Below are 25025 nucleotides of genomic sequence, written 5' to 3'. Positions count from 1 at the left end.
ATATAATGTAGGTTATTCAGCAAAGGCGGGTGTTGGATGCGTGGAGCTCGTTGCATAGAGTTTTTGAGAATAAAATCACGCGCTCAAACCTACCGAAACAGCCTGTTTAGCTTTAATCAGATTTCCTTGACCAATGGATATCGTCGTTAAGTCGTTTAATCGGGCATTTTATCTTGACCGTTGCCTACGCAGCATTTATCAGTACGTGCGAGGCGATTTTCAAATACGGATTCTGGACGATGGCACCCCGCCAGAGTACTTGGCCCGCATAAAAGAACGGTATCCGGAAGTACTGATTATTCGCTCTCCCCACTACGAGGCAAAGGTGAAGGCCTTAGCGGCTCACGTAGCTGGCACTCGCCCCTTCGACCAGAAAATTATTCCCATTGGCTTTTGGATGGACGGCATTGCCGATGCCACAGAGCGTTTTCTCCTGTTGGAAGATGACATCTGGTTGACCAAAGAGCTGGACATGGTGGCTATTGATGAGGTGATGGTAACCCATCAACTCGAATTGGTAAAGCTTTTCTGGTACAGCAACCCCCGCTTGAACTCGGGCCGCCCCGTCCCTTTGGGAGCTGGCGTGGAGGAGATTATACCTAAAATTCCGCTTGCTACACGTACTATTTTTCTGAATGATTTCAAGGTGCGGTCGGTATTGTATCGGCTGGGCTTTTTTAAGTTTTACAACGATTTCGAGTTGTGGCTGCCTCTGTACACCTTTCAGACCATGGCGTCGGCGTTCTTCCGTCGCGACTATTGGCTGGCGCTCTGGACTCGTGACCAAACCAAGCTCAACGAAGCCAACCCATTGCGGGCCGCTGTGAAGTACCACCGCACGCGGGGCAGCCGGGTAGGGAAGACGGTGGAAGAATACACCCGCGACTCGCACACCAGCTCAGCGACGAACACCTATCCGGATATTAATCTGGACCCTTTGGTCCTCAGCTATATTTTGAACGAAGCGTGGCTTCGCGGCGACTTAGATTCATATAATAACTTCCCGGCTGATTTCGCACCCGCTCACTTCAAGCCCCTGCTGGACGCCGCGGCCGATGAGCGTGCTACCTATATCGAATGGTTGCGCTGGGCCGAACGCCGCAAAGCTCAATACCAAGCCCTTGGCTGCGTGGTAGAGTAAATTATAAGCTATTGAAATGTTGAAAAAAATTGCTTTACTGACGCAGCCGCTGCGTCAGAAAGGCTCATTTGCGCAAAACTTTGTTGTGGCCCTTTCCGGGTCGGCAGCTGTCACGGCGTTGGGCTTTTTGCTTACGCCTATCATGACGCGCATCTATCCGCCGGCGTCGTATGGACAAATGGCGGTGCTCAATGCCGCCGTCAGCAACCTGACGCTGCTCACCACGCTCACCTACCAAAGCGCGGTGCCATTGCCCAAAACGAAAGACGAAGCCATGTCGCTAATGCAGCTTTCGGGCGTGTTGGCTGTGGGTTCGTTTGTGCTGGTTAGCTTGGTGCTGCTGCTGTTTGGGCCTTTGATTACGGTGTGGCTCGACGTGCAGGCTTTGGGGCGGTGGTTTTACGTGCTGCCGTTTCTGTTATTGTTCTATAATCTGTCGCTGCTGCTCAGTTCCTGGTACACACGCACGAAGGAGTTTCGCACGCGCGCCGGGGTTGATGTCGTGACTTCGGTAGTCGGGAGAGGCTTTACCATCGGATTTGGCGTGTTTACACATGGCCACCCCAGTGGCCTGGTGGTGGGCGACTTGTTCAGCAAACTCACCACGTTCGTGGCGCTGTTGCGCAGCGGCGTGTACCGCGAGTGGGATGAGCTGCGGCGCACGTTTTCCTGGGCGCGCGTCCGGAAGGCCGCTTATGATTTCCGGGAGTTCCCGCTGTACACCCTTCCGGGAACCTACGTCAACACGCTGTCGGCGCAGCTGCCCATTTTCTTTCTCACCAGTGGGTTTGGGGCTACGGTGGTGGGGCTGTACTCGTTTTCGGTGACGCTGCTCGAAATTCCGGTGGGGCTCACGGGCTCGGCCATTGCCCCGGTATTCTACCAGAAAGCGTCCGAGCTGTTTCACACCGACCTGCCCCGCTTGCGGGAGCTTACGCTCAATATTTACAACAAGCTGCTCTACGTCGGCATCGTGCCGCTGGGCCTCATCACGGTGTTTGGGGACTGGATTTTCAAATTCGCGTTTGGCGCCCGCTGGGAAATGGCCGGGGTGTTCACCGGCTACCTGGGCTACTATTACATCTTCAAGCTCACCTCGCAGGCCACCGGCAACCTCTACACGGTGCTGAGCAAGCAGCGCTACCTGCTGCTGACCAACCTGCTGCTGCTGCTCACGCGCGCCGCCGGCCTGGCCGTGGGCGTGTACCTACACAACGTGGACCTGGCGCTGCTGCTGTTTGGGGTAGGCAGCCTGGTGTGCATCTTTCTCATCGACATGCACATTCTGCACCTGCTGGGCTTGCCCGTGGTGCGCATTGCGCTGCGCACCATTCTGCTGCTGGGCATCACCCTGGCCCTGCTGAAGGGAATGCGCCTGGGCATCGAACAGCTATTTCCCGGCTTGCACGCCGCCTGAGCCAACGCTCCAGCGACGGGGTGGTGTCTCGAATAACGTGCTGCTGGTGAAATACATGGGGTGCCGTTGGCAATGGCGCCCAACCCTGCGCCGCCCTCCCTGCGTAGAGGGCCTTCCTCAATCTAAAGCTTAGCATTCGGACGTGAGGGATTAACTTTGCCTTTGTATTCCCTGCGCTTAACAGTATGGCCGATATTTCAGCAGCTCCCGTTGGCACGGGCGTAGCACTTCCTCCTGGCGGCTTCATTCCGTTGTTTACCACCTTTGTGCATCCATCGGCTTCGCAGCGGGTGGGGGCGGTTTTAGCCAGCACCTTCCTCAGCGAAGGCAAGCTGGTGAAAGAGTTTGAGGCCCGTCTCAGCGCTGAGCTGGGCATGCTGCATCCGGCGGCCCTCAACTCGGGCACCAGCGCCCTGCACCTCGCCCTGGAAGTGGCGGGCGTGGGCCCCGGCGACGAGGTAATACTGTCTCCGCAAACGTTCATTGCCTCGGCGATTACGGTTGTGCAGGTGGGCGCCAAGCCGGTTTTTGCCGACATTCACTACGAAAACGGCAACATCGACCCGGCCGATATTGCCCACCGCATCACGCCGCGCACCAAAGCCATTATGGCCGTGCACTGGGGCGGCTACCCCTGCGACATGGCCGAGATTCACGCCATTGCCAAAGAGCACGGCTTGGTCGTGATTGAAGACGCGGCCCACGCGCCCGGCGCTACCTATCGGGGTCAGGCCATTGGCAGCATTTCGGATTATACCTGCTTCTCGTTTCAGGCCATCAAACACCTGACCACCGGCGACGGCGGCGCCCTGTGCGCCCGCGACCCGGAAAAAGCCCGCGAGGTTTTCCGGCGCCGCTGGTTTGGTATCGACCGCGCCAACTCGCCGGTGAACGAAGTGGGGGAGCGTGAATACGACCTCACCGACGTCGGCTTCAAATACCACCTGTCGGATTACGCCGCGGCCCTGGGGCTGGCCAACCTCGACGGCTTTGCCGAGCGCATGGCGGCCCGCCGCGCTCTGGTGGAGCAGTACCGCACCGGCTTGCAGGCCGTACCGGGCCTGACGCATTTTGTGCACGCCGCCGACCGCGAAAGCGCCCATTGGCTGTTCGGCTTCCACGTCGAGAATCGCCTGGAGTTCATTCGCGCTTTAAAAAGCAAAGGCGTGGCGGCCTCGGTGGTGCACGACGGCATCGACAACAACACACTTTTTGGCGGCAAACGCCCGGAGCTGACGCAGCAGCGTCGCTTCGATGACACCCAAATCCACATTCCTCTGCACGACGCCCTCACCAGCGAGCAAGCTGCGTACATCGTGGACGTAATTCGACAGGGATGGTAATGCCCATGAAAGTAATTTTGCTCGGAGCCAGTGGCTTCGCGGGCCGTAACGTGGCCAATGCGCTGCGCGAGAACAACATCCCATTTGTTGGGGCCTCGTTGCACCACGGGCTCGATTTGCGGGATGCGGCCGCAGCGGCGGCGTTTATGCGCGAGCACCAGCCGACGCACATCGTGAACTGCGCCGCGCACGTGGGCAGCCTCAATTACGTGACCGAGAAGGCCGCCACCGTGGTAGCCGATAACTCGCGCATGATTTTGGGTCTCTACGAAGCCGTGGCGCAGGAGTGCCCCCAGGCGTTGGTCATCAACCCGATTGCCAACTGCGCTTACCCGGCCACGGCCGACATCTTCCGCGAAGAAGAGTGGCAGCACGGGGAGGTGCACCGCTCGGTGCTGAGCTACGGCACCAGCCGCCGGCTGCTGTGGGCGGTGGGCGAGTGCTTTGAGCTGCAATACGGCGTGCGCAGCATTCATTTGCTCACGCCCAACATGTACGGCCCCTTCGACTCGACCGACCCCAACAAAGCCCATGCGCTGAATGCGCTGATTTCCAAGTTTGTGAAGGCCGTGCGCACCAACCAGCCCGAACTGCCCATCTGGGGAACCGGGGTGGCCATTCGTGAGTGGCTGTATGCCCCCGACTTCGGCCGCCTGGTGTGCGAAGTGCTGCAAAACCCCGACCGCCCGGGCCTGGAGCAGCCCACCAACCTTGCCCAAAACGACGGTTTGAGCGTGAAAGAGCTGGTGGCCATTATTCAAAGCCGCTTTGAGTACGGCGGGCATTTGGCCTGGGATGCTTCCCGGCCCGACGGCGCACCCAAAAAGGTGATGGACGACGCCAAATTCCGCCAGGTATTTCCCGAATTCCGCTTCACGCCCTTCGAGGAAGGCATTGCCGAAACGGTGAAATACTACGAGTCCGTTTTCCCTTACTAACCGCAAGCACGCAACCCGCATGGCCTCTTCCGCCCCGCTGCAATCGGCACAATACGACACCGCTCAGCTCCTGAGCTGCGGCGACGACGTGTTCATCAGTGCCAACGTGGAAATCCGCCGGCCGCACCTGGTGCGCGTGGGCAGCCACGTGGCCATCGATTCGGGCGTGTACCTCACCACGGCCGCCGAGATTGGCGATTACGTGCACCTGTCGCCCTACCTCACCATCATCGGCGGGGCGCAGAGCACGCTGATTGTGGAAGATTTCGTGACCATTGCCGCCGGCAGCCGGCTTATCTGCGGCTCCGACCGTTTCATGGGCGACGGCTTCACCAGCGTGACCGCGCCGGAGGAGTTCCGCGATACCGTGGATTTTGGCACCATCCGGTGTTCGCGCTTTTCCGGCCTCGGCACCAACGTGGTGGTGATGCCCAACGTGACGATAGGGGAGGGAAGCGTGATAGGCGCCTGCTCGCTGGTGACCAAAGACACGGAGCCCTGGACGGTGTACGTGGGCGTGCCTGCCCGCCCCGTGAAAGTGCGCCCGCGCGAAAAAATGCTGGAATACGCCAAGCGCCTCGGCTACTAAGCCGCGGCGCGGCGACCCCAACGATTACTGCTACTTCTTCAACCAATGCCCGATTACTCGCTCTCTTACGTTCTGACCACCTACAACAAGCTTCCGTACCTGAAACAGGTAGTGGAACGCCTGGTGGCGGCCCGGCAGCCCGACGAGGAAATTGTGGTTGCGGATGGCGGCAGCAAGGACGGCACGCCCGAGTACCTGCAGGGCTTGTTCGACGCGGGGCTGATTCAGCAATACGTCTCCGAGCGGGACAAGGGCGAGGCCCACGGCTTCAACAAAGCCATGCTGCGGGCCCGGGGCACCCTGCTGAAGCTCATCACCGACGACGACGCCTTTTCCTACCCGGCCATTCGGGAAGCCAAGGCGTTCATGCTGGCAAATCCGGAGGTAGACGTGCTTACGGGCAATACCGGTCTGATTCACTTGGAAAAGCTGGATACGGCCATCCTCTACGATGACGTGGCCGACAACTTTAAGCGCTGGCTGACCCAGCAGGAAGTGGTGTGGATGATTGGCCTGCCCTTGCTGATTCGGCGCGAGTCGCTGGCCTTGACCGGCCTCTTTCACACGGGCGTGGTGCAGGTCGATACGGAGTTTACCTACCGCATCACCAGCCTGAACATAAACATGGCCTGGAGTACGGCCATGCTCAGCGTGCGGCTGGAAAATCCCCAAAGCAACTTTCGGGTAATGAACCAGGGCAAGGGCGCCAACGCCAGCACCCTGGAGTCGTCCCGGATGAAGTTCTACTACGATAAGCGCATCGGCCACACGTTCAAGGACTTTGTGCGCCACCAGTCGGGCTGGCTCGAAATGTTGAAAAAGCCGCTGCGTCCGGCCAAGCGTGTTTTATACGACCTGCTGAAGCGTCCCCAATACATGGGCAACACCACGATGCCCACCGGCTACGTGCCCGGCCCCGCGCCGCTCGACGACGCGGCGCGCCTGGCAACGGCTTTTGATGTGGCCGACCGTTTGATGGCGGACTACAACGCGGCGCACCCTACCGAGTTTCTTTTTAAAAATAATCAATTGACCAAAGCATTGAGCTAGGCCCTTGGGCCGCAATGCTTTACTAGTAAACCGACTATGAAAGTTGCATTAATCACGGGCATCACGGGCCAGGACGGTGCGTACCTAACGGAGTTTTTGCTCGAGAAAGGGTATGCCGTGCACGGCGTGAAGCGGCGCTCCTCGCTGTTTAACACCGACCGCATCGACCACCTCATCACCGATGACCACGGCAACAAAAACCCGCGCCTGACGAACCACTACGGCGACCTCACGGATTCGACCAACCTGATTCGCATCATCCAGGAAGTGCAGCCCGACGAGATTTATAACCTCGGCGCCATGTCGCACGTGAAGGTGTCGTTTGATGCCCCCGAGTACGTGGCCGATGTGGACGGCGTGGGCACGCTGCGTATTCTGGAAGCCGTGCGCCTGCTGGGCCTGACCAAGAAAACCAAGATTTACCAGGCCAGCACCTCGGAGCTTTACGGCCTGGTGCAGCAGGTGCCCCAGAGCGAGACCACGCCCTTTTACCCGCGCTCGCCCTACGCCGTGGCCAAGCTCTACGGCTACTGGATTACGGTGAACTACCGCGAGGCTTACGGCATGTTTGCCTGCAACGGCATCCTGTTCAACCACGAGAGCCCCCTGCGCGGCGAAACCTTCGTGACCCGCAAAATCACCCGCGGCGTAGCGCAGATTGTGCTGGGCATGCGCCAGGACATTGCCCTGGGCAACCTCGACGCCAAGCGCGACTGGGGCCACGCCAAGGATTACGTGGAAGCCATGTGGCGCATCCTGCAGCAGGACGAGCCCGAGGATTTCGTTATCGCCACGGGTGTGACGACTACCGTGCGCGAGTTCGTGCGCCTGGCCTTTGCCGAAGTGGGCGTGGAAGTGGCCTTCGAAGGCGAGGGCGTCGACGAAGTGGGCCGCGTGGTGTCGTGCTCCATGCCCGAGTACCAGGCCCGGGTCGGCAGCATCGTGTGCCGTGTCGACCCCAACTATTTCCGCCCCACGGAAGTGGAACTGCTTATCGGTGACCCGGCTAAGTGCAAAGCCAAACTGGGATGGGAGCCGAAATACGACCTGGCCGCTCTGGTGCAGGACATGGTGCAGGCCGACATGGAGCTGTTCAAGCGCGACGCCTACCTGCTGAAAGGCGGCCACAAGGTGAACTACCAGCACGAACAGCACCAGTAAACCGGCAGGCGCCCGGGCACTCAAGTTCGCCGCGTATGGGGCGCTGTTTCTGCGCGCAACTTGCTGAACCGCCGGGCGCCAACCGGCATAATCACATCTGATGCCTACAGTATCTTCTCCCTTTGCGAAAATAACGGGGTTTTTCAGCAACCCCGTTTTTCGCAAAGCGGTGATTGGTTTCTCGGGGTCGGCGGCCATCACGGCGGCGGGCATGCTGCTCTCGCCGGTAATTTCGCGCCTGTACCGGCCCACCGACTACGGCGAGTACGCGGTGTTCAGCATTTTGCTGGGCAACCTGTCCATTGTGTCGAGCCTGAACTACCTGGGGGCCCTGCTGCTGCCCAAGCGCAACGACCGGTTTGCGGCGCTGGCCCAGCTCACGCTGTGGCTGAGCACGCTGGTTTCGGTGGGTTTTTTGGGGCTGCTGTGGCTGTTTGAAGACAGCATCTTGTCGTTCTTTGACATCCACAGCATCGGCAACATGGTGTACTGGATTCCCTTCCTACTGGTCGTGTCGGTGCTGTCGTCGTGTTTGCAGTCCTTGTGCATTCGCGAGAACAAGTACTCCGTGCGGGCCGTGGCCGATGTCAGCGCCAACCTTTCGGGCAAAGGCTACACCATTGCGCACGCGCTGTGGTTTGGCCCGTCGCCCATCGGTTTCATTCTGGGCGACATGCTCAACCGCCTCGTGGCGGTGGGCGTGGTGCTGGTGCGCCTGCCGCTGCGCATTACCCGGCAGCTCACGGTGCCGGCCCCGTTGCGGCGCCTCTGGAAAACGGCGTTTTTCTTCCGGCGCTTTCCCATTCAGGTGCTGCCCTCCACGTACCTGAACATTGTGTCGTCGCAGCTGCCCATTCTGCTGTTCAAGAAGTTCAGTACATCGGCCGAGGTGGGGTCGTTTGCCTTTGCGTCGAGCATGCTGGAATTGCCCGTTTCGCTGCTGGGCGGCGCCTTGTCGCCGGTGGTAATGCGCGACTCGGTGCAGGCCTATCACGACGGCGGCGTAGACCAGCTCGGAAAATTCTGCGCTGGCTATTTCCGCAAAATATTTCTGGGGCTGGCCATTCCGTTTGCGGGGGCGGCCATTCTCGGAGATGTTATTTTCCCGACCGTATTCGGCGCGCAGTGGCAGGTGGCTGGGGCAGTGGCCTGCCTGCTGGCCTGCTACTACGCCTTCCGCATCAACTACTACATCTTCGTGTCGGTGTACACCATCGTGCACAAACAGCTCTACGATTTGATTTTCAACATCGTGCTGTTGGTGGCGCGCTTTGCTGCGGTCTATTTTGTGGTGCAGAGCCACGGGTTTCTCTACGCCGTTGGGGCTTATAGCGCTGTGAGTCTGGTGCTGACGGCGTTGAACTCGTACGTGCTGCTGGCCACCATGGGCGTGCGCTCCTGGCGCATAGCCATCGAGCAAGTGGCGTATTTTGCCGGCCTGCTGGCGGTGCTCTACCTGGGGCGCATGGGCGTTCAGCACTTCATGGCGTAAGGATGAAAGCACGCATCTACCGGCTTGCCAAACAGGTGTCCGACGGCGGCATCCGTGCGCTGGGCGGCTTGCGGGGCTCCTGGACGGCGGCCGATGGCCCCGCGCTGCTGCCCGCCGTGCCGGCCCAGCCCGTGCCGCTGCCGCGCAACGCCGACCAGCTGCCCGCCGACTTCCGGGCCTTGTTTGGCCACGGCATTGCCCTGGCCGAGCGGCGGGTGCACCGGCTGCACCGCGCGGTGGTGTCGTGGCACGGCGTGGTGTTTCAGCACCTGCGACTGTTTTTGCCCAGCGTGTGGGCCACGCCCCGCCTGCCGCCGGAGTTCGACGGCACCTTTCTGCTGCGCCAATGGCTGGGCCGCCGCCACGACGTGGCCACCGCCGAAGTAGTGGGCCTGGCGCACGGCCCCTGGGCCGCCGGCAACTACTACCACTGGCTGGTGGACACCCTGCCGCGCCTGCACCTGCTGCAGCGCACGCACCCCGGCTGCCCGCTGCTGGTGCCCGAGCCCATTCCGGCCTACGTACGGCAAACGGCGGCCATGTTCGGGTTCGAGCGCTTGGTGCCGCTGCCGGCCGGCGCCGTGGCCCGCGTGCCCGAGCTGGCCATGCCCGACTATCCGGCGCCGTCCGGTTTTCAGGACGGCAGCCTGAGCTTGGCCTCGCGCAACCGTGTGATGGAAGCCCTCGGCATTGCCGGGTTTGCCGGGCAGCGGCGGGTGTACGTTTCGCGCAGCCGGCAGCGCCTGCGCCGCCTCCTCAACGAAACTGCCATCGAACCCTTACTGACGCAGTATGGTTTTGAAACGTTGTATTTCGAAGAGCTCAGCTTTGCCGAGCAGGTGCGCCTGATGACGGAAACCACCGTGCTGGTGGGCGTGCACGGCGCCAACCTCACCAACATGCTGTTTATGCGGCCCGGCGCCACCGTGGTGGAACTCATGAACCGCAGCACCCATGCGGAAGTATTCAACCCCTGCTACTATTACCTGGCCAACGCCCTGCAGCTGAGCTATTACTGCCTGCCGTGCCAAGGCACCAGCGGCGAAGACCACTGGCAGGCCAACAATTCCGACTTGGAAGTGGAGTACGCAGCCTTGCAGCGCGTTTTTGCCAACATATTTCCTTCTGATTTCTAATGAAGCCGAACCTTATTCTCAGCATCAGCGACAATTATAATTTCTTTCACCTGTCGCGGTTCTTCAAGTCGTTGTTTAAAAGTGGCTTCAAGGGAAAGATGTGCTTGTTTGTGGGACCCAACACGGGCGCGCATACCATCAGCAAGCTGCAACGCATGGGCGTGGAAACGATTCCCTACACGCCGAAATTTCCCTACATCAGCAACCCGCACCCGGATAATTTTAAGCAGCTGCCGGACCCTATTCACATCTACAATTTCCGGCACTTTCTGTATTACGACTACATCCTCAAGCACGAGAATGAGTTCGAAAATGTGCTGCTGACCGATGTGCGCGATGTCGTGTTCCAGAAAGAGCCCTTCGACTTTCCCATTGAGCAGTCGCTCTACGTGGCCATGGAAAGCCGTGAGAAAACCATTGGTTCCTGCACCTACAATTCGGACTGGATACGGGCCGGTTACGGGGAGCAAAAGCTGAACGAACTGTCCGAGCACATTGTGAGCTGCGCGGGCACCACGCTGGGGCCGCTGCCGCAGATTAAGCGCTACCTGCACACCCTGCTCACGGCCATTTGCGGCCTGAATGACGCCTACGGCTGTGCCGACCAAGCCGTGCACAACGACTTGCTGCACAGTGGCGTGCTGCAGCCGGTGCGCCAGCTCTTCAACGACAACACGCCCATTCTCACAGTGGGGCACGAGCACGCCTTTCAGCACGACGCGCAGGGCTATCTGCTTGATGGCCAAGGCCACCGGGCCAACATCGTGCACCAGTACGACCGCCACCCCGGGCTGATGGCCGTCATCGACAAGCAGGTGTTTTCCAGTCCGTTGGAGCTGTATTATTTAAAAACGCGCTTCAAGCTGCTGCCCTAGCCCATTTTCAATATGAGCACCCCGTACTTCAGCGTCATTATCCCCACCTACAACCGGGCCGGCTTCATCGGCGCCACCCTGGATTCGGTACTGGCCCAGGACCTGGCCGAGTTTGAAGTGCTGGTGGTGGACGATGGCAGCACCGACCACACCGCTGCCGTGGTGCAGGCCTACACCGACCCCCGTCTGCACTACTTGCCCAAGGCCAACGCCGAGCGCGGGGCGGCCCGCAACTACGGCGTGGCTCGCGCCCAGGGCGAGTACGTGCTGTTTCTGGATTCCGACGACTTGCTGCACCCCAACCACCTGAGCACGTTGCGGGCCGGCATACAGGCGGCCACGCCGCCGCCCAACTTCATTGCCACGCGCTACGATTTCTCCCGCGAAGGGCGGCTGCACCCCAGCCCGGTGGCCACGGTGCCAGCCGGCCGCTACGGGCTCGACGCCTTTGTGGACGGCAACATGCTGGCCTGCAATTTCGCCGCCCGCCGCCTGAACCCCGACCTCTTCCTGTTTGAGGAAGACCGCCGCTACGCCGCCGTAGAGGACTGGCTGTTTTTGCTGCAAAACACCCAGCGCGACACCGTGTTGCTGCTCGACGCGCTGACGGTGACCATGAACGACCACGACACCCGTTCGATGCGCGCCGACAACCAAGGCCTTATCCGGCGCTTGGAACTGGCTGGCGCCTGGATGCAGCAACACCTCACGCTCACCGGCGAGCAGCGCCGCCGGCTGCTGGGGCGGGTATACTACCTCTGCGCCATTCACGCCTACGCTGACGGGCACCGCGGGCAGGCCCTGCGCTACACCCGGCGGGCCTGGCCGGGCCTGCCCGCCCGTGAAGGCGTGGCGTTGGCGGTGCGCAGCTTGCTGGGCCCGCAGGTGATAGGTCGCCTGAAAGGCGTGCTTGGCTAGCGCCGCGCCGTAGCAACCGCTGCGTGCGGTGCTTTTTCTCATTTAATGTATTCATCCCGTGCGTATTCTCTTTATCGGTTACTGGAGCCTGCACGAGCCGCTCACCATCTCAACCATCTTCCCGCACCTGCGCATTTTGCAGGAGCGCGACGACGTGGAGCACATTACCCTGGTCACGGTGGAGCGCGGCGCCGAAACACAAGCCGACCTAACCTTGCGGCTGCCGTTCCCGAACACCAAAATCAGCTTCAAGCCGCTGCTCTCGCGGCCGCACAAGCTGTTGCTGCTGAACAAGACCGATGATTTCCTGCGTTTTCCGCGTGAGCTGGCCGAGCTGGCCCGGGCCGAAGGCAGCACGGTGATGCTGGCCCGGGGCGCGCCGGCCGGCGCGCTGGCTTACCTGGTGGCCCGCCAAACCGGGCTGCCGTTCTACGTGGAGTCGTTTGAGCCGCACGCCGAATACATGCGCAACGGCGGCGTATGGAAGCCCTACGACCCGCGCTATTTGGTGCAGACCTACCTGGAGCGCCAGCAGAAGAAGCACGCCCGCGGCCTCATGCCCGTGGCCGAAGCCCACCGCCGCCTGCTCATTGCCGAAGGCGTGCCGGCGGACCATCTGGTGACGGTGCCGTGCTCGGTGAACATGACTGATTTTGGCTTCGACGCGGCCCGCCGGGTGCGGCAGCGCCAGCAGCTGGGCTACGCCGACGACGCCGTGGTGGGCATCTATGTGGGCAAGTTTGGTGGCATATATTACGAAGACGAAGGCTTTGCCATTTTCGCGCAGGCCGCGGCGCATTTTGGCGACCGTTTCCGGCTGATTGTACTCACCGCGCACCCGGCCGAGGGCGTGCGCGCCCGCCTGGCCGCCGCTGGCCTGAACCCGGCGCATTGCCTCGTGACGCGGGCGCCGCACGCCGAAGTGCCCAACTACCTGGCTGCCGCCGACTTTGCCTTTTTGCTCTCGCGGCCCACGCCGGGCCTTTCGCCCATCAAAATAGGGGAGTACTGGGCCAGCGGCCTGCCCATTCTGCTGGCTGAGGGCGTGGGCGACGACAGCGGCATTGTGGAGAAGGAAGGAAGCGGCGCCACCTTCAACCTGGCCCGGCCCGGCAGTGTGGCATCGGCCCTGGCCCGCATTGAGGAGCAACTGGCCCAGCCTTCTCATCGGGCCGATGCCACGGCCCTGGCGTTGCGCCACCGCTCTCCCGAGCGCGCCCGTGAGGCTTACCGCGCGTTTTTTGGGTAAGGAAGCCTGCCCGCGCCGGGCTGCACCGTGGTGGGAATACCGGCCCGGGGCTGTTCGTGTGCTTATTTTGATTAAACCACAGGCAGCGGCCTGTGCTGCTGTACCGTTGCCAAGCTTGCTTCATGTCTAGTTCCCCTTCTCCAGCCTCGGCTATGCCCGGCGCGCTGGTCATTTCGCTTGATTTTGAAATCAACTGGGGCGTGCGCGACCAGCAAACGCTGGCCCAGTACGGCCCCAACCTGCTAGGCGTGCGCGAGGCCATCCCGGCCATGCTCGCGCTGTTTGCCGAATTTGGCCTCCACGTGACCTGGGCCACGGTGGGCCTGCTCTTCTTCGACACCAAAGCGGAAATGCTGGCCCACCTGCCGGCCGTGCGCCCTGAGTACGCCGACCCCAACCTGTCGCCCTACCTCGCGCTCGACCAGGTAGGAGAGGACGAAGCCCACGACCCCTACCATTTCGGCCGCTCGCTCATTCGGCAAATCCACGCCACGCCGGGGCAGGAAATGGCCTCGCACACCTTCTGCCACTACTACTGCCTAGAGCGCGGCCAGACGGTGGAAACCTTCCGGCACGACATCGAAACTGCTGTGCGCGTAGGAGCTGAGCAGGGCATGGCCTTGCGCAGCCTGGTGTTTCCGCGCAACCAGTACAACGCCGAATACCTCGAAACCTGCCGCGTGGTGGGCATCACCAGCTACCGCGGCAACGAGCAGTCGTGGATATACAAGGAGCGCAGCGAGGAGCAGCAGGCGCTGTACAAGCGCGGCGCGCGCCTGCTCGACGCTTATGTCAACCTATCGGGCCAGCACACGGCGCGCTGGGCCGATATGGCCCGCAGCTTCCCGTACAACGTGCCCGCCAGCCGCTTTTTGCGGCCGTGGTCGGGGCGGCTTAAGGTGCTGGAAGGCTTGCGCCTGCGCCGCATTCTGGCGGGTATGGAACATGCCGCTAAGCACGGGGAGGTGTTCCATCTGTGGTGGCACCCGCATAATTTTGGGGTGAACCTGGCCGAAAACATGGACGTACTGCGCAGCATTGCCCAGCACTTTCGGCGCCTGCAGGCCCGCTTTGGCTTCGAGAGCCTGAGCATGGGCGAAGTGGCCGACCGCCTTCAATCGTATTCTAACCCCCCCGCCGCATGAGCGCTGCCCCTGAATTTGCCGGTAAGAAAATCGTGATGCTGGCCGGCCCCGGCGAGTCCACCAACATCCTGTTTCACGCCCTGGATGCCGAGTTCGGCGTGCACCGCATCATCGTCGAAACGCCCGTGAGCCAGAAGCAACTGCTCAAGCGCCGGGCCGAGAAGCTGGGCTGGGGCACCGTGCTGGGCCAGATTGCCTTCAAGCTGGCCGTGGCCGGGCCGCTGGGCCGGTCTTCGCAGCCGCGCCTCACGGCGCTGAAGCAAGCACACCAGCTCAACGACCAGCCGCTGCCCGAAGACCGCACCATTCGGGTGGCTTCGGTGAACGACCCGGCCTGCATCGCGCAGCTGCAAGACCTCAACCCCGACGTGGTGGTGGTAAACGGCACGCGCATCATTGCCAAGCGGGTGCTTACCAGCGTGCCCTGCCCGTTCCTGAATACCCACGCCGGCATCACGCCGCTGTACCGGGGCGTGCACGGCGGCTATTGGGCGCTGGCCAACAACGACGCGGCGCACTGCGGCGTGTCGGTGCACTTAGTCGATGCCGGCATCGACACCGGCGGCATCATTGCGCAGGCCCTCATTCAGCCCGGCCCCGAAGACAATTTTGCTACCTATCCGCTGCACCAACTCATTGCTGGCATGCCCCTGCTGAAAGACGCCGTGCGGGCCGCCTTACGTGGCAACATTCAGCTGCGGCCCGCGCCCGAGGGCACTTCGCGGCTGTGGTCGCACCCCACGCTGGGCGAGTATTGGGCCAACCGGCGCCGGACCGGCGTGCGCTAAGCGGGTACCAAGCGGCCCCCGGACTTCTGGGCCTGAGCCACGGCGGCTGACCGGCGGCGGGGCACACTCATGCTTTGCGTGATGTACAAACCCGCCAAGTAAAAGGGCATCATCGGGATTTTGTAGCGCACCAGGGTACCGAAGTTGTTCGACACGACGCCTACTGTGGCCGAGAAGGCGAAGGCGAACAAAAAGCACAGCGTGAGCGACGGCGTGCTGATAACAAGCGACAAGGTTTTGAAAAAGCCCGAGCGAATGATGATGCGCAGGGTAAAAATCAGAAACACAAGAGCTTCGATGGCCGACAGGAGCATCACCGGGTTCTTTACTTCCCACAGAAAGGGACGGTACAAGGACACCACAATGGCCTGCGGCACCAGCTTCATCATGCCGCCGATGGTGCCGTCCTGCTCGCCCAACGTGTAGGCCGAGCCGTTTTGCTTAATGCTCGTTTCGTAGAGGTATTCCGAAACGATTTTGCTGCGTTCGCCCACTTTGTCGAGGTCGTAACGGTCATCGCCTTTGGTCAGGTTGGTTGCGGCAAAGAAGGCCAGCCCCGCGCCTATACTCAGCAAAACGGGCTTGGCCATGACGCGCAGCAAGGGACTCTTGATGCGGGCGCTGTTTTCGTTGAACACCCACAGCAAAGCCGCGGGCAGGAAGCACAGCAGAATGTACACTTTCACCAGCACGATGAAGTAGGCGAAGAAAAAGCCCATTACGGCACAAAACAGCAAGCTGCGCTTCTGAATGGTGCCCTTGTAAAAGCAGTAGAAGACCCAGCCCAGTGCCCCGATGCACAGCGAGTCTTTCATGAGCCCCGAACCCCAGAAAAAAACCGAAGGCACAAACAGCGTGGCAATGGCCAATTCCTTATACAGTTGGGGGCGTATCTTGATGAAGGTGAGATACATCGCCCACACTCCGCTAAAGCTGATGAAGGCAAAAAACAAGGCAATGACCGTGTAGGTGTTGCCACAAAACAGCCCGAAGAACGCCGTGATGCGCACGATGAGGTATTCCGACGAGCCCGCCTGATACCAGTACATCGGCAGGGTGTACTTCACCGTTTGAGGGTCGTAGGTGCCCCCGCTTGTCAGCATCAACTTCAGGCCCGCCTGAAAGGAATCGTGAAACGCATTCTGGATGTAGGAGGCGTGCCGCCAATAGCCCGTGGTGTCGCCCCCGCCGTAGTAGTATTCGTAAATCAAGCCCAGCGCTATGGCGCCAATGAACTTGAGCGTGAGGGCCCGAATGAAATACGGGCGGGTGTAAACGTTGGTGAATTTGTCCCGAATAGCATAGGCCACCACGTAAAAGATGGCCAGGAATATCGGCGTAAGAAATAAGTCTTGTAAACTAAGCATATCAGGCCTTTCCGTTCTTTTTCAGCCACGCTTTGGCCTCCTTGTATTGCTCCGACTTGTGGTCGGCTTTGTCGGCAATCACGGCGTAGTAGCGCTTGGCGGCGGCCGTGTCTTTGTCGCGCACGGCCAGCCGGGCCAGGTTCATGTTGGCGAACAAATAAAACCCGCCGGAAGTGTCGCCGGTGCTCTCGGCAAACACGATGCACCGCTGGTAATAATCCTTGGCCTTGGCCAGGTCGCGGTAGCGGTTTTGCATCAGGTAGCCCAGGAAATAGCTGGCGTAGCGTCCGCTGATGCCCTCGTAACCGGGCATGCCTTTGTTGATTTTGTCCAGAATTTCGCGGCTCACCCGCTCGCAGTCGGCAAACTCGCCCTGGTCGTAGGCCAGCAGGGCGTAAAAGCGCTGGAAGTAGCCGTTGTCGGGGAAAGTAGTGGCCAGGTAGCGGGCCACGGGCATGGCTTCCTCGGCGTTGTTTTCCTCGTTTTTGAGGATGCGCATGAGGAATACCCGCGCTTCGGTGGCGGTGTAGAAACCGTTGTTGGCCACGCTGCGCAGCTGCTGCATGCCCAGCTTTTTGTCGCCCTTCGGGAAGAACAGCAGCACGGGCTTCAGCAGCGGGTAGTTGTCCGGAATCCAGACGGCGTAGTAGTTGAACAGCGCCTGCCCAAACTGAAACTCGGGGCTTAGGCCGTTGGCTTCCTGGCTCTTTTTGAGGAAGTTGAGCGAGCGACGGGCACCCACGGTAGCCTTGCGCCAGTCGTGGCGCTCGGCGTGCAGGCGGGCGTCGAAGCCGTAGGCAGCCGAGAGGAAGAAGCTGGCTTCGTAGTTGTTGTTATCGGCGTCGTAGAGCTTCTGGGCCTTGGTCACGGCTGTGTCCATGTAGGCAAAGAAGGTCTTGTCGTACTGGTTGGTCTGGAAGTTGGTGGGCATGATTTTCCACCACGTGCTCAGCCCCAGCAGGAAGTACGGCATGGGGTGGTTGGGGTAGCGCCGCCGCAGGGAGCGGAACTGCTTTTCAGCCCGGTCGTACTTGAAATTGTAGATGTTATGCACCGCCCCGTCGAGCTCGAGCTGGATGTCCTTGTCGAGCAGCAGCCAGCCCTTGGTGTCGATGGCCGACGGCAAGATGCCCACCGTGTCGAGGGCCACCGTTTTGATGGGCGGGGGGGTGCGGATTGTATCGGTCTTTTGGGCCTTGGCCAGCAGCGGCGCCAAAAGCAGCCCCAGGCAGATACAAAACAGCGAGCGCAGCATAGAAAGCGAGTAGAGAGCGGACCTGAGCCGCGGCCCATCGAAAAACGGGCCAGGGGAAACGGGCCTGCTAAAGTACGGACTTTGGCCTAGCTTTGGGCGACAATCCCCCTGCTTATGCAATTGTTGCGCTCCCTTTGCCGCATTCAGGCCCCCTCCGGCAACGAATCGGCCCTTACCCGCTTTGTGCTCGACTACGTGCGCCAGCACCAGGGCACCTGGCGCCACCAGCCCCAGGTTGTGGCCGACGACCGGTTTCAGGACTGCATTGTGCTGGTGTTTGGGCAGCCGCGCACGGCCGTGTTTGCCCACTTGGACAGCATTGGGTTCACCGTGCGCTACGGGCGGCAGCTGGTGCGCATCGGCGGGCCGCAGGCCGAGGCCGGCTACCGACTGGTAGGAGAGGATTCGCAAGGACAGATAGATTGCACACTAACAATAGATGACGAAACCGGGGAACTGGGCTATGCGTTCCACCGCGACATCGACCGCGGCACCGAGCTCACCTTCTACTGCGACTTCCGCGAAACCGATACCACCGTGCAGAGCTGCTACCTCGACAACCGCCTGGGCGTGTGGAACGCCCTGCGGCTGTGCGAAACGCTGGAGCACGGCGTCGTGGCGTTTTCCTGCTGGGAAGAGCACGGCGGCGGCTCGGTGGCCTACCTGGCCAAGTATATTTTTGAGAAATACGGGGTGCGCCAGGCCCTGATTTCCGATATCACCTGGGTGACGGAGGGCGTGCACGCCGGCCAGGGCTGCGCCATCTCCCTGCGCGACTCGCTCATTCCGCGCCGGGCCTACGTCGACCGCATTCGGGCCATTGCCGCCGCCTCGGGCATCCCGCACCAGCTCGAAGTGGAAGGCAGCGGCGGCTCCGACGCCAAGGAATTGCAGCACGCCGCCGCGCCCTGGGACTGGTGCTTTGTGGGCGCCCCCGAAGACCACGTGCACTCGCCCGATGAGTTGGTCGACAAGCGCGACATTACCAGCATGCTGGCTTTGTATCAGGTGTTAATGCAGGAGTTGTAGCCAGGGCCGCGCCTTTTTATCCTGCGATTTCTCGGAAAGAGGGTAGGTTATCGGGCATTACCTCCGAAATTTGCAGCACATTCCCGTAGGGGCACTGCTTTTTTGTTTGCCCCTGGTATTATAAAGGCAGCCGGTTTGCTTCGGCAAATGCGCCGCCCGCCATTCATTTCGTTTCTCAAATCCGGGCCTGAAACCCAGTACATTATTCTATGAAAATCGCACTCATCACGGGGGCCGGGGGCCTGATAGGGTCGGAAGCGGTGGAGTTCTTCGCCGACAAGTTCGACTTGGTGGTCGGCATCGACAACAACCTGCGGCGCTACTTCTTCGGCGAGCAGGCCAGCACCGACTGGAACCGGGCCCGGTTGCAGAACACGTTCGCCAACTACCGCCACCACGCGGCCGACATCCGCGACGTGGAAGCCCTCGGGGACATTTTCCGGGAGTACGGCGCCGACATCGCCCTGGTGGTGCACACGGCCGCCCAGCCCAGCCACGACTGGGCCGCGCGCGAGCCTTTCACCGACTTCACCGTCAACGCCAACGGCACGCTCAACCTGCTGGAAATGACCCGGCAGCACTGCCCGGAAGCGGTGTTCATCTTCACCTCCACCAACAAGGTGTACGGCGACAACCCGAACTTCCTGCCGCTGGTGGAGCTCGAAACCCGCTGGGAAATCGACGAGCGCCACCCCTACTTCGCCCACGGCATCGACGAGCAGATGAGCATCGACCACACCACGCACTCCTTGTTCGGGGCCAGCAAGGTGGCGGCCGACGTGCTGGTGCAGGAATACGGCCGGTACTTCGGCATGAAAACGGCCGTCTTCCGCGGGGGCTGCCTCACGGGGCCGCGCCACTCCGGGGCGCAGCTGCACGGCTTTTTGTCGTATTTGATGAAGTGCGCCCTCACCGGGCAGCACTACACCGTCTTCGGCTACAAGGGCAAGCAGGTGCGCGACAACATCCACTCCCACGACCTGGTGAACATGTTCTGGCACTTCTACCAGGCCCCGCGCCCGGGCGGCCAGGTCTACAACGCCGGCGGCGGGCGCTTCGCCAACTGCTCGATGCAGGAGGCCATCGCCCTGTGCGAAACCATCACGGGCAACAAAATGAACTACTCTTACTCCGAGCAGAACCGCGTGGGCGACCACATCTGGTACGTCTCCGACGTGCGCCGCTTCGAGCAGCACTACCCCACCTGGCGGTTCGAGTACGGGCTGACGGCCACGCTGACGCAGATTTTCAACGAGTTGCGGGAGCGCCAGCCGGCATGAAGCTAAGCGTCGTCATTCCGGCCTACAACGAAGAGGAGAGCCTCGGCGAGACGCTGCGCACGCTGCACGCGGCGCTGGCGGCCGAAGGCATTGCCCACGAAATCGTCGTCACCAACGACAACTCGAAGGACAACACCCTGGGCGCGCTCGAAGCCCTGGCGCGGGAAATCCCCACGCTGACGTATTACACCAACGCCGGCCCCAACGGCTTCGGCTACGCCGTGCGCTACGGCCTCGAGCGCTACACGGGCGAGTGCGTGGCCGTGATGATGGCCGACCTCTCGGACGACCCGGCCGATTTGGTGCGCTACTACCGCACGATGGTGGCGGGCAATTACGACTGCGTCTTCGGCTCGCGCTGGATAAAGGGGGGCCGGGTGGTGGACTACCCGGCCCACAAAAAGACGCTCAACCGCGTGGCGAATGCCATTGTCAAGACCCTGTTCCGGCTCAAGTACAACGACTGCACCAACGCCTTCAAGCTCTACCGCCGCCACACCATGGACGGGCTCAAGCCCTTCCTCTCGCCCCACTTCAACCTCACGCTCGAGCTGCCGCTGAAGGCCATCGTGCGGGGCTACTCCTACGCCGTGGTGCCCAACTCCTGGACCAACCGCAAGTACGGCGAGAGCAAGCTCAAAATCAAGGAGATGGGCTCGCGCTATTTCTTCATCATGATGTACTGCCTCATCGAAAAGCACTTCTCTCGGGGCGACTTCCATAAGGCAAAAACTACTGCTTAAAACCAGCAAATGGGTATAGTTTACAAGACAGAGCGTTGGATGGCATGGCTGTCCAGCGCTCGTTTGTTTCGGGTGCTGGCGGGGCTCAACCTGCTCGTTACCGTGGTGCTGGCCGTGGCTTCGCTCCACGCCATTACTCCCGATGACCGCAGCTCCTACATGGGGCTGGCCGAGGGCATGCTGCACGGGCGGTATTCGGCGTGGTATTTTCTGCCCGATTACCTTCCGGATACTTTCCGCAACCCCGGCTACCCGGTGTTTTTGCTGCTGCTGAAAAGCATTGGCCTGCACGAAACCGGCATCCGGCTGTTCCAGACCGGGCTCTACATCGGCACCATCGCCCTCGTGCTGCGGCTGATAAAGCACTGCGAAGGCGCCAATAACACATGGCTGGTGCGCAACCTGTTTCTGTTGCTGCTGCTGCCCAACATCCAACTGGCCTACCTGGCGGCCTACATCTACCCCGAAGTGCTGGTGGCGTTTCTGATTGCCTTCTACGGCGTGGTGGCCATCACGTGGGCGCCATCCTGGAAGCGCACCCTGACGCTGGCGCTGGTGGCTGGCATGGTGTTCCAGCTGCGGCCGGTGTTTGTGTTCGTGCCGCTCATTCAGTTGATGCTTGATTACTGGCAAACGCGGCGCCAGGGCTTTTCCTGGATGCATGCCGCGGCGTTGCTGCTCGTTTTTGGGGCCACCATGCTGCCGTACGGCTTGTGGAACCTGCGGCACCACGGCGTGTTCAAGACGACTTCGCTGGAGGGCGGCGCGGGGGTGATGCAGATTGGCTTCTGGGCCCTGCGCATGCCCGGCTACCACGAAGGCCGCTACTGGGGCAACCAGATGGGCGACGAAGTGGTGTCCTTCACCGATACCGCTGCCGTGAAGGACCACATTGCCGCCTTCAACCACGAATGGGACGTCATCGATGCCCAAACCAAGCCACTCTTCACCGACTTGGACCGCCGCTACGCCGCCCAGATGTATCACTACACCCCGCCGGCCTGGCCCGACTACGGCTTTCTGTTTCCCACCTATAGTTCGGCTTACACCATCAAGCGCGAGCAACTGCTGATGAAGGCCAACGTGGCCGACATTCTGCGGGAGCCCGGCTACTACTTCAAAACGCGCCTCTACACGTTGGTACGCCTGTGGGTAACGGGTGTGCAACGCCCGGCCTGGCGCGCGGCCACCAGCCCCGTGGCCAAAATTAAGGTGCTATACCCCACGCTCGTGAGCGGCTTCACCTTCCTGCTGGCCGTGGCCAGCATCGGGTGGGTGCTGCTGAGCCGGCGCCGGATGGCGTGCGCGCCAACCTGGCGGCTGTCGCTGGCGCTGGTGGTGTATTTCGGGCTCATTCACCTGCCCTTTGCCATTCAGGCCCGCTACACGGTACCGGTGCGGCCGTGGCTCTTGCTGAGCATTGCGCTGGCAGTGGGGGCGTGGCTAACTCGCCGAACCCAAGGCGGCACTCAAGCGCCTGTGTCGGCGTAAGCTGTCAGGAACTACAAAACGAAGGCGAAAAAGGGAAGTGAACGATGACGGGCGCCCGGTAGCGCCCGCCGCCTGCATGCAGGGCGTGGTAGCGGGCAGCCGCGACATTGCCAGAATGCTAAGGCGTTAGCGGGTTTTGATGCAGGAATTGTAAAGGCGGCCATATACCTTTGCTCGTATCCCTACCCAACAACATTCATTCTTCACCATCACCCTTTTTCGCCGTTTATGACGAATTACCTTTACGCAGTGCCCGCTCTGGGCATTTTCGCGCTGCTCTACACGTGGCTCCGTGCGGGCTGGGTGTCCCGACAAGACGCGGGCGACGCGCGCATGACTACCATTGCCGGCTACATCGCCGATGGGGCCATCGCCTTCCTCAAAGCTGAATACAAAGTGCTGGCCCTGTTTGGCTTGATTGCCGGGGCCTTTTTGTTTTACCTGGGCAGCACCAGCGGCAACTCCAGCCCGGTCATCGTCATTGCCTTTCTAATTGGTGCCGTTTTTTCGGCCCTGGCCGGCTTCATCGGGATGAAGATTGCCACCAAGGCTAACGTGCGCACCGCGCAAGCCGCCAAAACCAGCCTCAGCGGCGCCCTCAACGTGTCGTTTTCGGGCGGCTCGGTGATGGGAATGGGCGTGGCCGGCCTGGCCGTGCTGGGCCTGGGCTCGCTGTTTATCGTGTTCTATAAAATGTTCGTGCCCAGTGGCCTCGCCAACGGCACCGAAATGGAAAAAGCCCTCGAAGTCCTTACCGGCTTCTCGCTGGGCGCTGAGAGCATCGCGCTGTTTGCCCGCGTGGGCGGCGGCATTTATACCAAAGCGGCCGACGTGGGGGCCGACCTGGTGGGCAAAGTAGAAGCCGGCATTCCGGAAGACGACCCCCGCAACCCCGCCACCATTGCCGACAACGTGGGCGACAACGTGGGCGACGTAGCCGGCATGGGCGCCGACCTGTTCGGCTCCTATGTAGCCACCATTCTGGCCACCATGGTGCTGGGCCGCGAAGTGACGGTAACCGGCGACCAGTTTGGCGGCCTGTCGCCCATCTTCCTGCCCATGGCCATTGCCGGCATGGGCATCATCGCCTCGCTCATTGGCATTCTCTGCGTGCGGGTGAAAGAAGGTGGCAACGTGCAAGGCGCCCTCAACACGGGCAACTACATTTCGGTGGTGGTGTCGGCATTCGGTGCTTATGGGCTGATTATGTGGATTCTGCCGGCGGGCACCTTCACCATTCGCGGCATCAGCTTCGATGCCATGCACGTATTCTACGCCGTAGTGGTGGGCCTGATTGTGGGTACGCTGATGAGCATCATCACCGAGTACTACACCGCCATGGGCAAGCGCCCGGTGAACAGCATTGTACAGCAAAGCAGCACCGGCCACGCCACCACCGTCATCGGCGGCCTGGCCGTGGGCATGGAGTCGACGGTGTTGCCCATTCTGGTGCTAGCGGCCGGCATCGTGCTCAGCTTTAAAGCCGCGGGCCTCTACGGCGTGGCCATTGCCGCCGCCGGCATGATGGCCACCACGGCCATGCAACTGGCCATCGACGCCTTCGGTCCCATTGCCGACAACGCCGGCGGCATCGCCGAAATGAGCGAGCTGCCCAAGGAAGTGCGCGAACGCACCGACATTCTCGACGCCGTGGGCAACACCACCGCCGCCACCGGCAAAGGCTTTGCCATTGCCTCGGCCGCCCTCACCTCGCTGGCCTTGTTTGCCGCCTTCATGGGCACGGCCCACATCGATACCATCGATATTTCGAACGCCGAAGTGCTGGCGGGCCTATTTGTGGGCGCCATGATTCCGTTCATCTTCTCGGCGCTGGCCATTGCGGCGGTGGGCCGCGCGGCCATGGCCATGGTGCAGGAAGTGCGCCGGCAGTTCCGCGAGATTCCGGGCATCATGGAGGGTACCGGTCGGCCGGAGTACGAAAAGTGCGTGGCTATTTCGACCACCGCGGCCATTCGGGAAATGATTCTGCCGGGCGCCATTGCCCTGCTCTCGCCCATCATCGTGGGCTTCCTGTTTGGCCCGCACGTGCTGGGCGGCCTGCTGGCCGGCGTCACCGTAAGCGGCGTGCTGATGGCCATGTTCCAGAGCAACGCCGGCGGCGCCTGGGACAACGCCAAGAAATCCTTCGAAAAAGGCGTGATGGTGAACGGCAAGATGGAATACAAAGGCTCCGACGCCCACAAGGCTTCGGTGACCGGCGACACCGTGGGCGACCCCTTCAAGGACACTTCCGGCCCGAGCATGAACATTCTCATCAAGCTGATGAGCATCGTGTCGCTGGTAATTGCGCCTCACATTGCCGAGAAAGGCGGGGAGCGTGGCATGGCCCCGGTGCAGGTGGAAAAGGAGCGGGTGGAAGTGGCTGCCCGCCCGCACGTGCGTTACGCCGAAGTGCTGGCCCCGGCCGCCTTCCGCGTCATTTTTACTGCCATCCGCGATGTCGAATAGCCGAAGCCACGGGTTCGCAGGGCTTCTGCGGATTTTATGGATGATGAATACAAGCAAGGCCGCTCCCAGGAGCGGCTTTGCTTGCTTTTGGGCATTATTGAACGGATGCGTAATAAAGGAGCCGGATGCTGCATGGCTGAAAAAACAGG

Annotated in this window: 21 protein-coding genes; 19 read left to right on the top strand and 2 right to left on the bottom strand. The window is 61.2% G+C overall.

The genetic code is table 11. The features are described from left to right. Window positions 1-133 precede the first annotated feature (133 nt). From MUN81_RS17785 to MUN81_RS17720, 14 genes are all read left to right on the top strand, one after another. Window positions 134-1141 carry a glycosyltransferase gene (locus tag MUN81_RS17785; protein WP_245112888.1) on the top strand — a complete coding sequence of 336 codons (1008 nt, stop codon included), beginning with the start codon at window positions 134-136 and terminating at the stop codon, window positions 1139-1141. A gap of 16 nt (window positions 1142-1157) precedes the next feature. After that, window positions 1158-2558: an oligosaccharide flippase family protein gene (locus MUN81_RS17780; protein ID WP_245112886.1), complete on the top strand. Its 1401-nt coding sequence runs from the start codon at window positions 1158-1160 to the stop codon at window positions 2556-2558. 185 nt (window positions 2559-2743) lie between these two features. Beyond that, on the top strand, window positions 2744-3901 hold the full coding sequence (locus MUN81_RS17775) for a DegT/DnrJ/EryC1/StrS family aminotransferase (RefSeq protein ID WP_245112885.1): 1158 nt from the start codon (window positions 2744-2746) through the stop codon (window positions 3899-3901). Window positions 3902-3906: 5 nt separating this feature from the next. Continuing rightward, window positions 3907-4839, top strand: coding sequence for an NAD-dependent epimerase/dehydratase family protein (locus MUN81_RS17770; RefSeq protein WP_245112883.1), 933 nt, complete (start codon window positions 3907-3909; stop codon window positions 4837-4839). A gap of 19 nt (window positions 4840-4858) precedes the next feature. After that, a complete protein-coding gene (locus MUN81_RS17765) occupies window positions 4859-5428 on the top strand; it encodes a hypothetical protein (protein ID WP_245112881.1) in 570 nt (189 codons plus the stop codon). Window positions 5429-5473: 45 nt separating this feature from the next. After that, entirely contained in the window at window positions 5474-6478 is a 1005-nt protein-coding gene (locus MUN81_RS17760) for a glycosyltransferase family A protein (RefSeq protein WP_245112879.1), read from the top strand. Between the two features lie 36 nt (window positions 6479-6514). Next, window positions 6515-7639, top strand: a complete 1125-nt coding sequence (gmd, locus tag MUN81_RS17755; protein ID WP_245112877.1) for a GDP-mannose 4,6-dehydratase — start codon at window positions 6515-6517, stop codon at window positions 7637-7639. A gap of 100 nt (window positions 7640-7739) precedes the next feature. Further along, a complete protein-coding gene (locus MUN81_RS17750) occupies window positions 7740-9131 on the top strand; it encodes an oligosaccharide flippase family protein (RefSeq protein ID WP_245112875.1) in 1392 nt (463 codons plus the stop codon). A 2-nt stretch (window positions 9132-9133) separates the two neighbouring features. Beyond that, window positions 9134-10267 carry a glycosyltransferase family 61 protein gene (locus MUN81_RS17745; protein ID WP_245112874.1) on the top strand — a complete coding sequence of 378 codons (1134 nt, stop codon included), beginning with the start codon at window positions 9134-9136 and terminating at the stop codon, window positions 10265-10267. After that, entirely contained in the window at window positions 10267-11142 is an 876-nt protein-coding gene (locus MUN81_RS17740; RefSeq protein WP_245112872.1) for a hypothetical protein, read from the top strand. The genes MUN81_RS17745 and MUN81_RS17740 overlap by 1 nt, the downstream gene beginning before the upstream one ends. Window positions 11143-11154: 12 nt before the next feature. Then, a complete protein-coding gene (locus tag MUN81_RS17735; protein WP_245112870.1) occupies window positions 11155-12060 on the top strand; it encodes a glycosyltransferase family 2 protein in 906 nt (301 codons plus the stop codon). Window positions 12061-12118: 58 nt separating this feature from the next. After that, the gene (locus MUN81_RS17730; RefSeq protein WP_245112869.1) at window positions 12119-13309 is read left to right on the top strand and encodes a glycosyltransferase; all 1191 of its coding nucleotides are present in this window, start codon (window positions 12119-12121) and stop codon (window positions 13307-13309) included. Between the two features lie 122 nt (window positions 13310-13431). Beyond that, window positions 13432-14454 (top strand): polysaccharide deacetylase family protein, encoded by a 1023-nt coding sequence (locus tag MUN81_RS17725; protein WP_245112867.1) that lies wholly within the window; start codon window positions 13432-13434, stop codon window positions 14452-14454. Then, complete coding sequence (locus tag MUN81_RS17720; RefSeq protein ID WP_245112860.1) at window positions 14451-15242, top strand: formyl transferase; 792 nt, start codon at window positions 14451-14453, stop codon at window positions 15240-15242. The genes MUN81_RS17725 and MUN81_RS17720 overlap by 4 nt, the downstream gene beginning before the upstream one ends. On the opposite strand, the gene MUN81_RS17715 is transcribed toward MUN81_RS17720, so the two are convergent. After that, complete coding sequence (locus MUN81_RS17715) at window positions 15239-16609, bottom strand: hypothetical protein (RefSeq protein WP_245112858.1); 1371 nt, start codon at window positions 16607-16609, stop codon at window positions 15239-15241. The two genes, MUN81_RS17720 and MUN81_RS17715, sit on opposite strands and share 4 nt — an antisense overlap. A 1-nt stretch (window position 16610) precedes the next feature. Then, window positions 16611-17864 carry a tol-pal system protein YbgF gene (locus MUN81_RS17710; RefSeq protein WP_245112856.1) on the bottom strand — a complete coding sequence of 418 codons (1254 nt, stop codon included), beginning with the start codon at window positions 17862-17864 and terminating at the stop codon, window positions 16611-16613. A gap of 114 nt (window positions 17865-17978) precedes the next feature. On the opposite strand from MUN81_RS17710, the gene MUN81_RS17705 reads away from it, so the two are divergent. From MUN81_RS17705 to MUN81_RS17685, 5 genes are all read left to right on the top strand, one after another. Further along, on the top strand, window positions 17979-18893 hold the full coding sequence (locus MUN81_RS17705) for a M20/M25/M40 family metallo-hydrolase (RefSeq protein ID WP_245112855.1): 915 nt from the start codon (window positions 17979-17981) through the stop codon (window positions 18891-18893). A gap of 209 nt (window positions 18894-19102) precedes the next feature. Next, window positions 19103-20173: an NAD-dependent epimerase/dehydratase family protein gene (locus tag MUN81_RS17700; RefSeq protein WP_245112854.1), complete on the top strand. Its 1071-nt coding sequence runs from the start codon at window positions 19103-19105 to the stop codon at window positions 20171-20173. Further along, a complete protein-coding gene (locus MUN81_RS17695; RefSeq protein WP_245112852.1) occupies window positions 20170-20916 on the top strand; it encodes a glycosyltransferase family 2 protein in 747 nt (248 codons plus the stop codon). The genes MUN81_RS17700 and MUN81_RS17695 overlap by 4 nt, the downstream gene beginning before the upstream one ends. Window positions 20917-20955: 39 nt before the next feature. After that, complete coding sequence (locus tag MUN81_RS17690; protein WP_245112850.1) at window positions 20956-22407, top strand: hypothetical protein; 1452 nt, start codon at window positions 20956-20958, stop codon at window positions 22405-22407. A gap of 228 nt (window positions 22408-22635) precedes the next feature. Further along, complete coding sequence (locus MUN81_RS17685; protein WP_245112849.1) at window positions 22636-24876, top strand: sodium-translocating pyrophosphatase; 2241 nt, start codon at window positions 22636-22638, stop codon at window positions 24874-24876. Window positions 24877-25025: the final 149 nt, after the last annotated feature.

The sequence above is a fragment of the Hymenobacter sp. 5317J-9 genome (assembly GCF_022921075.1).
GTDB lineage: Bacteria > Bacteroidota > Bacteroidia > Cytophagales > Hymenobacteraceae > Hymenobacter.
Note: the sequence above shows the minus strand (reverse complement) of the source record. Positions and strands in the feature narration are given on the sequence as shown.

Bases quoted from the DNA above. Each gene is read 5' to 3' on its own strand.
- MUN81_RS17690 (WP_245112850.1), top strand. From the start codon at position 20,956: ATGGCATGGCTGTCCAGCGCTCGTTTGTTTCGGGTGCTGGCGGGGCTC.
- MUN81_RS17785 (WP_245112888.1), top strand. From the start codon at position 134: ATGGATATCGTCGTTAAGTCGTTTAATCGGGCATTTTATCTTGACCGT.
- MUN81_RS17685 (WP_245112849.1), top strand. From the start codon at position 22,636: ATGACGAATTACCTTTACGCAGTGCCCGCTCTGGGCATTTTCGCGCTG.
- MUN81_RS17735 (WP_245112870.1), top strand. From the start codon at position 11,155: ATGAGCACCCCGTACTTCAGCGTCATTATCCCCACCTACAACCGGGCC.
- MUN81_RS17780 (WP_245112886.1), top strand. From the start codon at position 1,158: ATGTTGAAAAAAATTGCTTTACTGACGCAGCCGCTGCGTCAGAAAGGC.
- MUN81_RS17695 (WP_245112852.1), top strand. From the start codon at position 20,170: ATGAAGCTAAGCGTCGTCATTCCGGCCTACAACGAAGAGGAGAGCCTC.
- MUN81_RS17700 (WP_245112854.1), top strand. From the start codon at position 19,103: ATGAAAATCGCACTCATCACGGGGGCCGGGGGCCTGATAGGGTCGGAA.
- MUN81_RS17725 (WP_245112867.1), top strand. From the start codon at position 13,432: ATGTCTAGTTCCCCTTCTCCAGCCTCGGCTATGCCCGGCGCGCTGGTC.
- MUN81_RS17705 (WP_245112855.1), top strand. From the start codon at position 17,979: ATGCAATTGTTGCGCTCCCTTTGCCGCATTCAGGCCCCCTCCGGCAAC.
- MUN81_RS17775 (WP_245112885.1), top strand. From the start codon at position 2,744: ATGGCCGATATTTCAGCAGCTCCCGTTGGCACGGGCGTAGCACTTCCT.
- MUN81_RS17740 (WP_245112872.1), top strand. From the start codon at position 10,267: ATGAAGCCGAACCTTATTCTCAGCATCAGCGACAATTATAATTTCTTT.
- MUN81_RS17720 (WP_245112860.1), top strand. From the start codon at position 14,451: ATGAGCGCTGCCCCTGAATTTGCCGGTAAGAAAATCGTGATGCTGGCC.
- MUN81_RS17710 (WP_245112856.1), bottom strand. From the start codon at position 17,864: ATGCTGCGCTCGCTGTTTTGTATCTGCCTGGGGCTGCTTTTGGCGCCG.
- MUN81_RS17770 (WP_245112883.1), top strand. From the start codon at position 3,907: ATGAAAGTAATTTTGCTCGGAGCCAGTGGCTTCGCGGGCCGTAACGTG.
- MUN81_RS17765 (WP_245112881.1), top strand. From the start codon at position 4,859: ATGGCCTCTTCCGCCCCGCTGCAATCGGCACAATACGACACCGCTCAG.
- MUN81_RS17750 (WP_245112875.1), top strand. From the start codon at position 7,740: ATGCCTACAGTATCTTCTCCCTTTGCGAAAATAACGGGGTTTTTCAGC.
- MUN81_RS17745 (WP_245112874.1), top strand. From the start codon at position 9,134: ATGAAAGCACGCATCTACCGGCTTGCCAAACAGGTGTCCGACGGCGGC.
- MUN81_RS17715 (WP_245112858.1), bottom strand. From the start codon at position 16,609: ATGCTTAGTTTACAAGACTTATTTCTTACGCCGATATTCCTGGCCATC.
- MUN81_RS17760 (WP_245112879.1), top strand. From the start codon at position 5,474: ATGCCCGATTACTCGCTCTCTTACGTTCTGACCACCTACAACAAGCTT.
- gmd (WP_245112877.1), top strand. From the start codon at position 6,515: ATGAAAGTTGCATTAATCACGGGCATCACGGGCCAGGACGGTGCGTAC.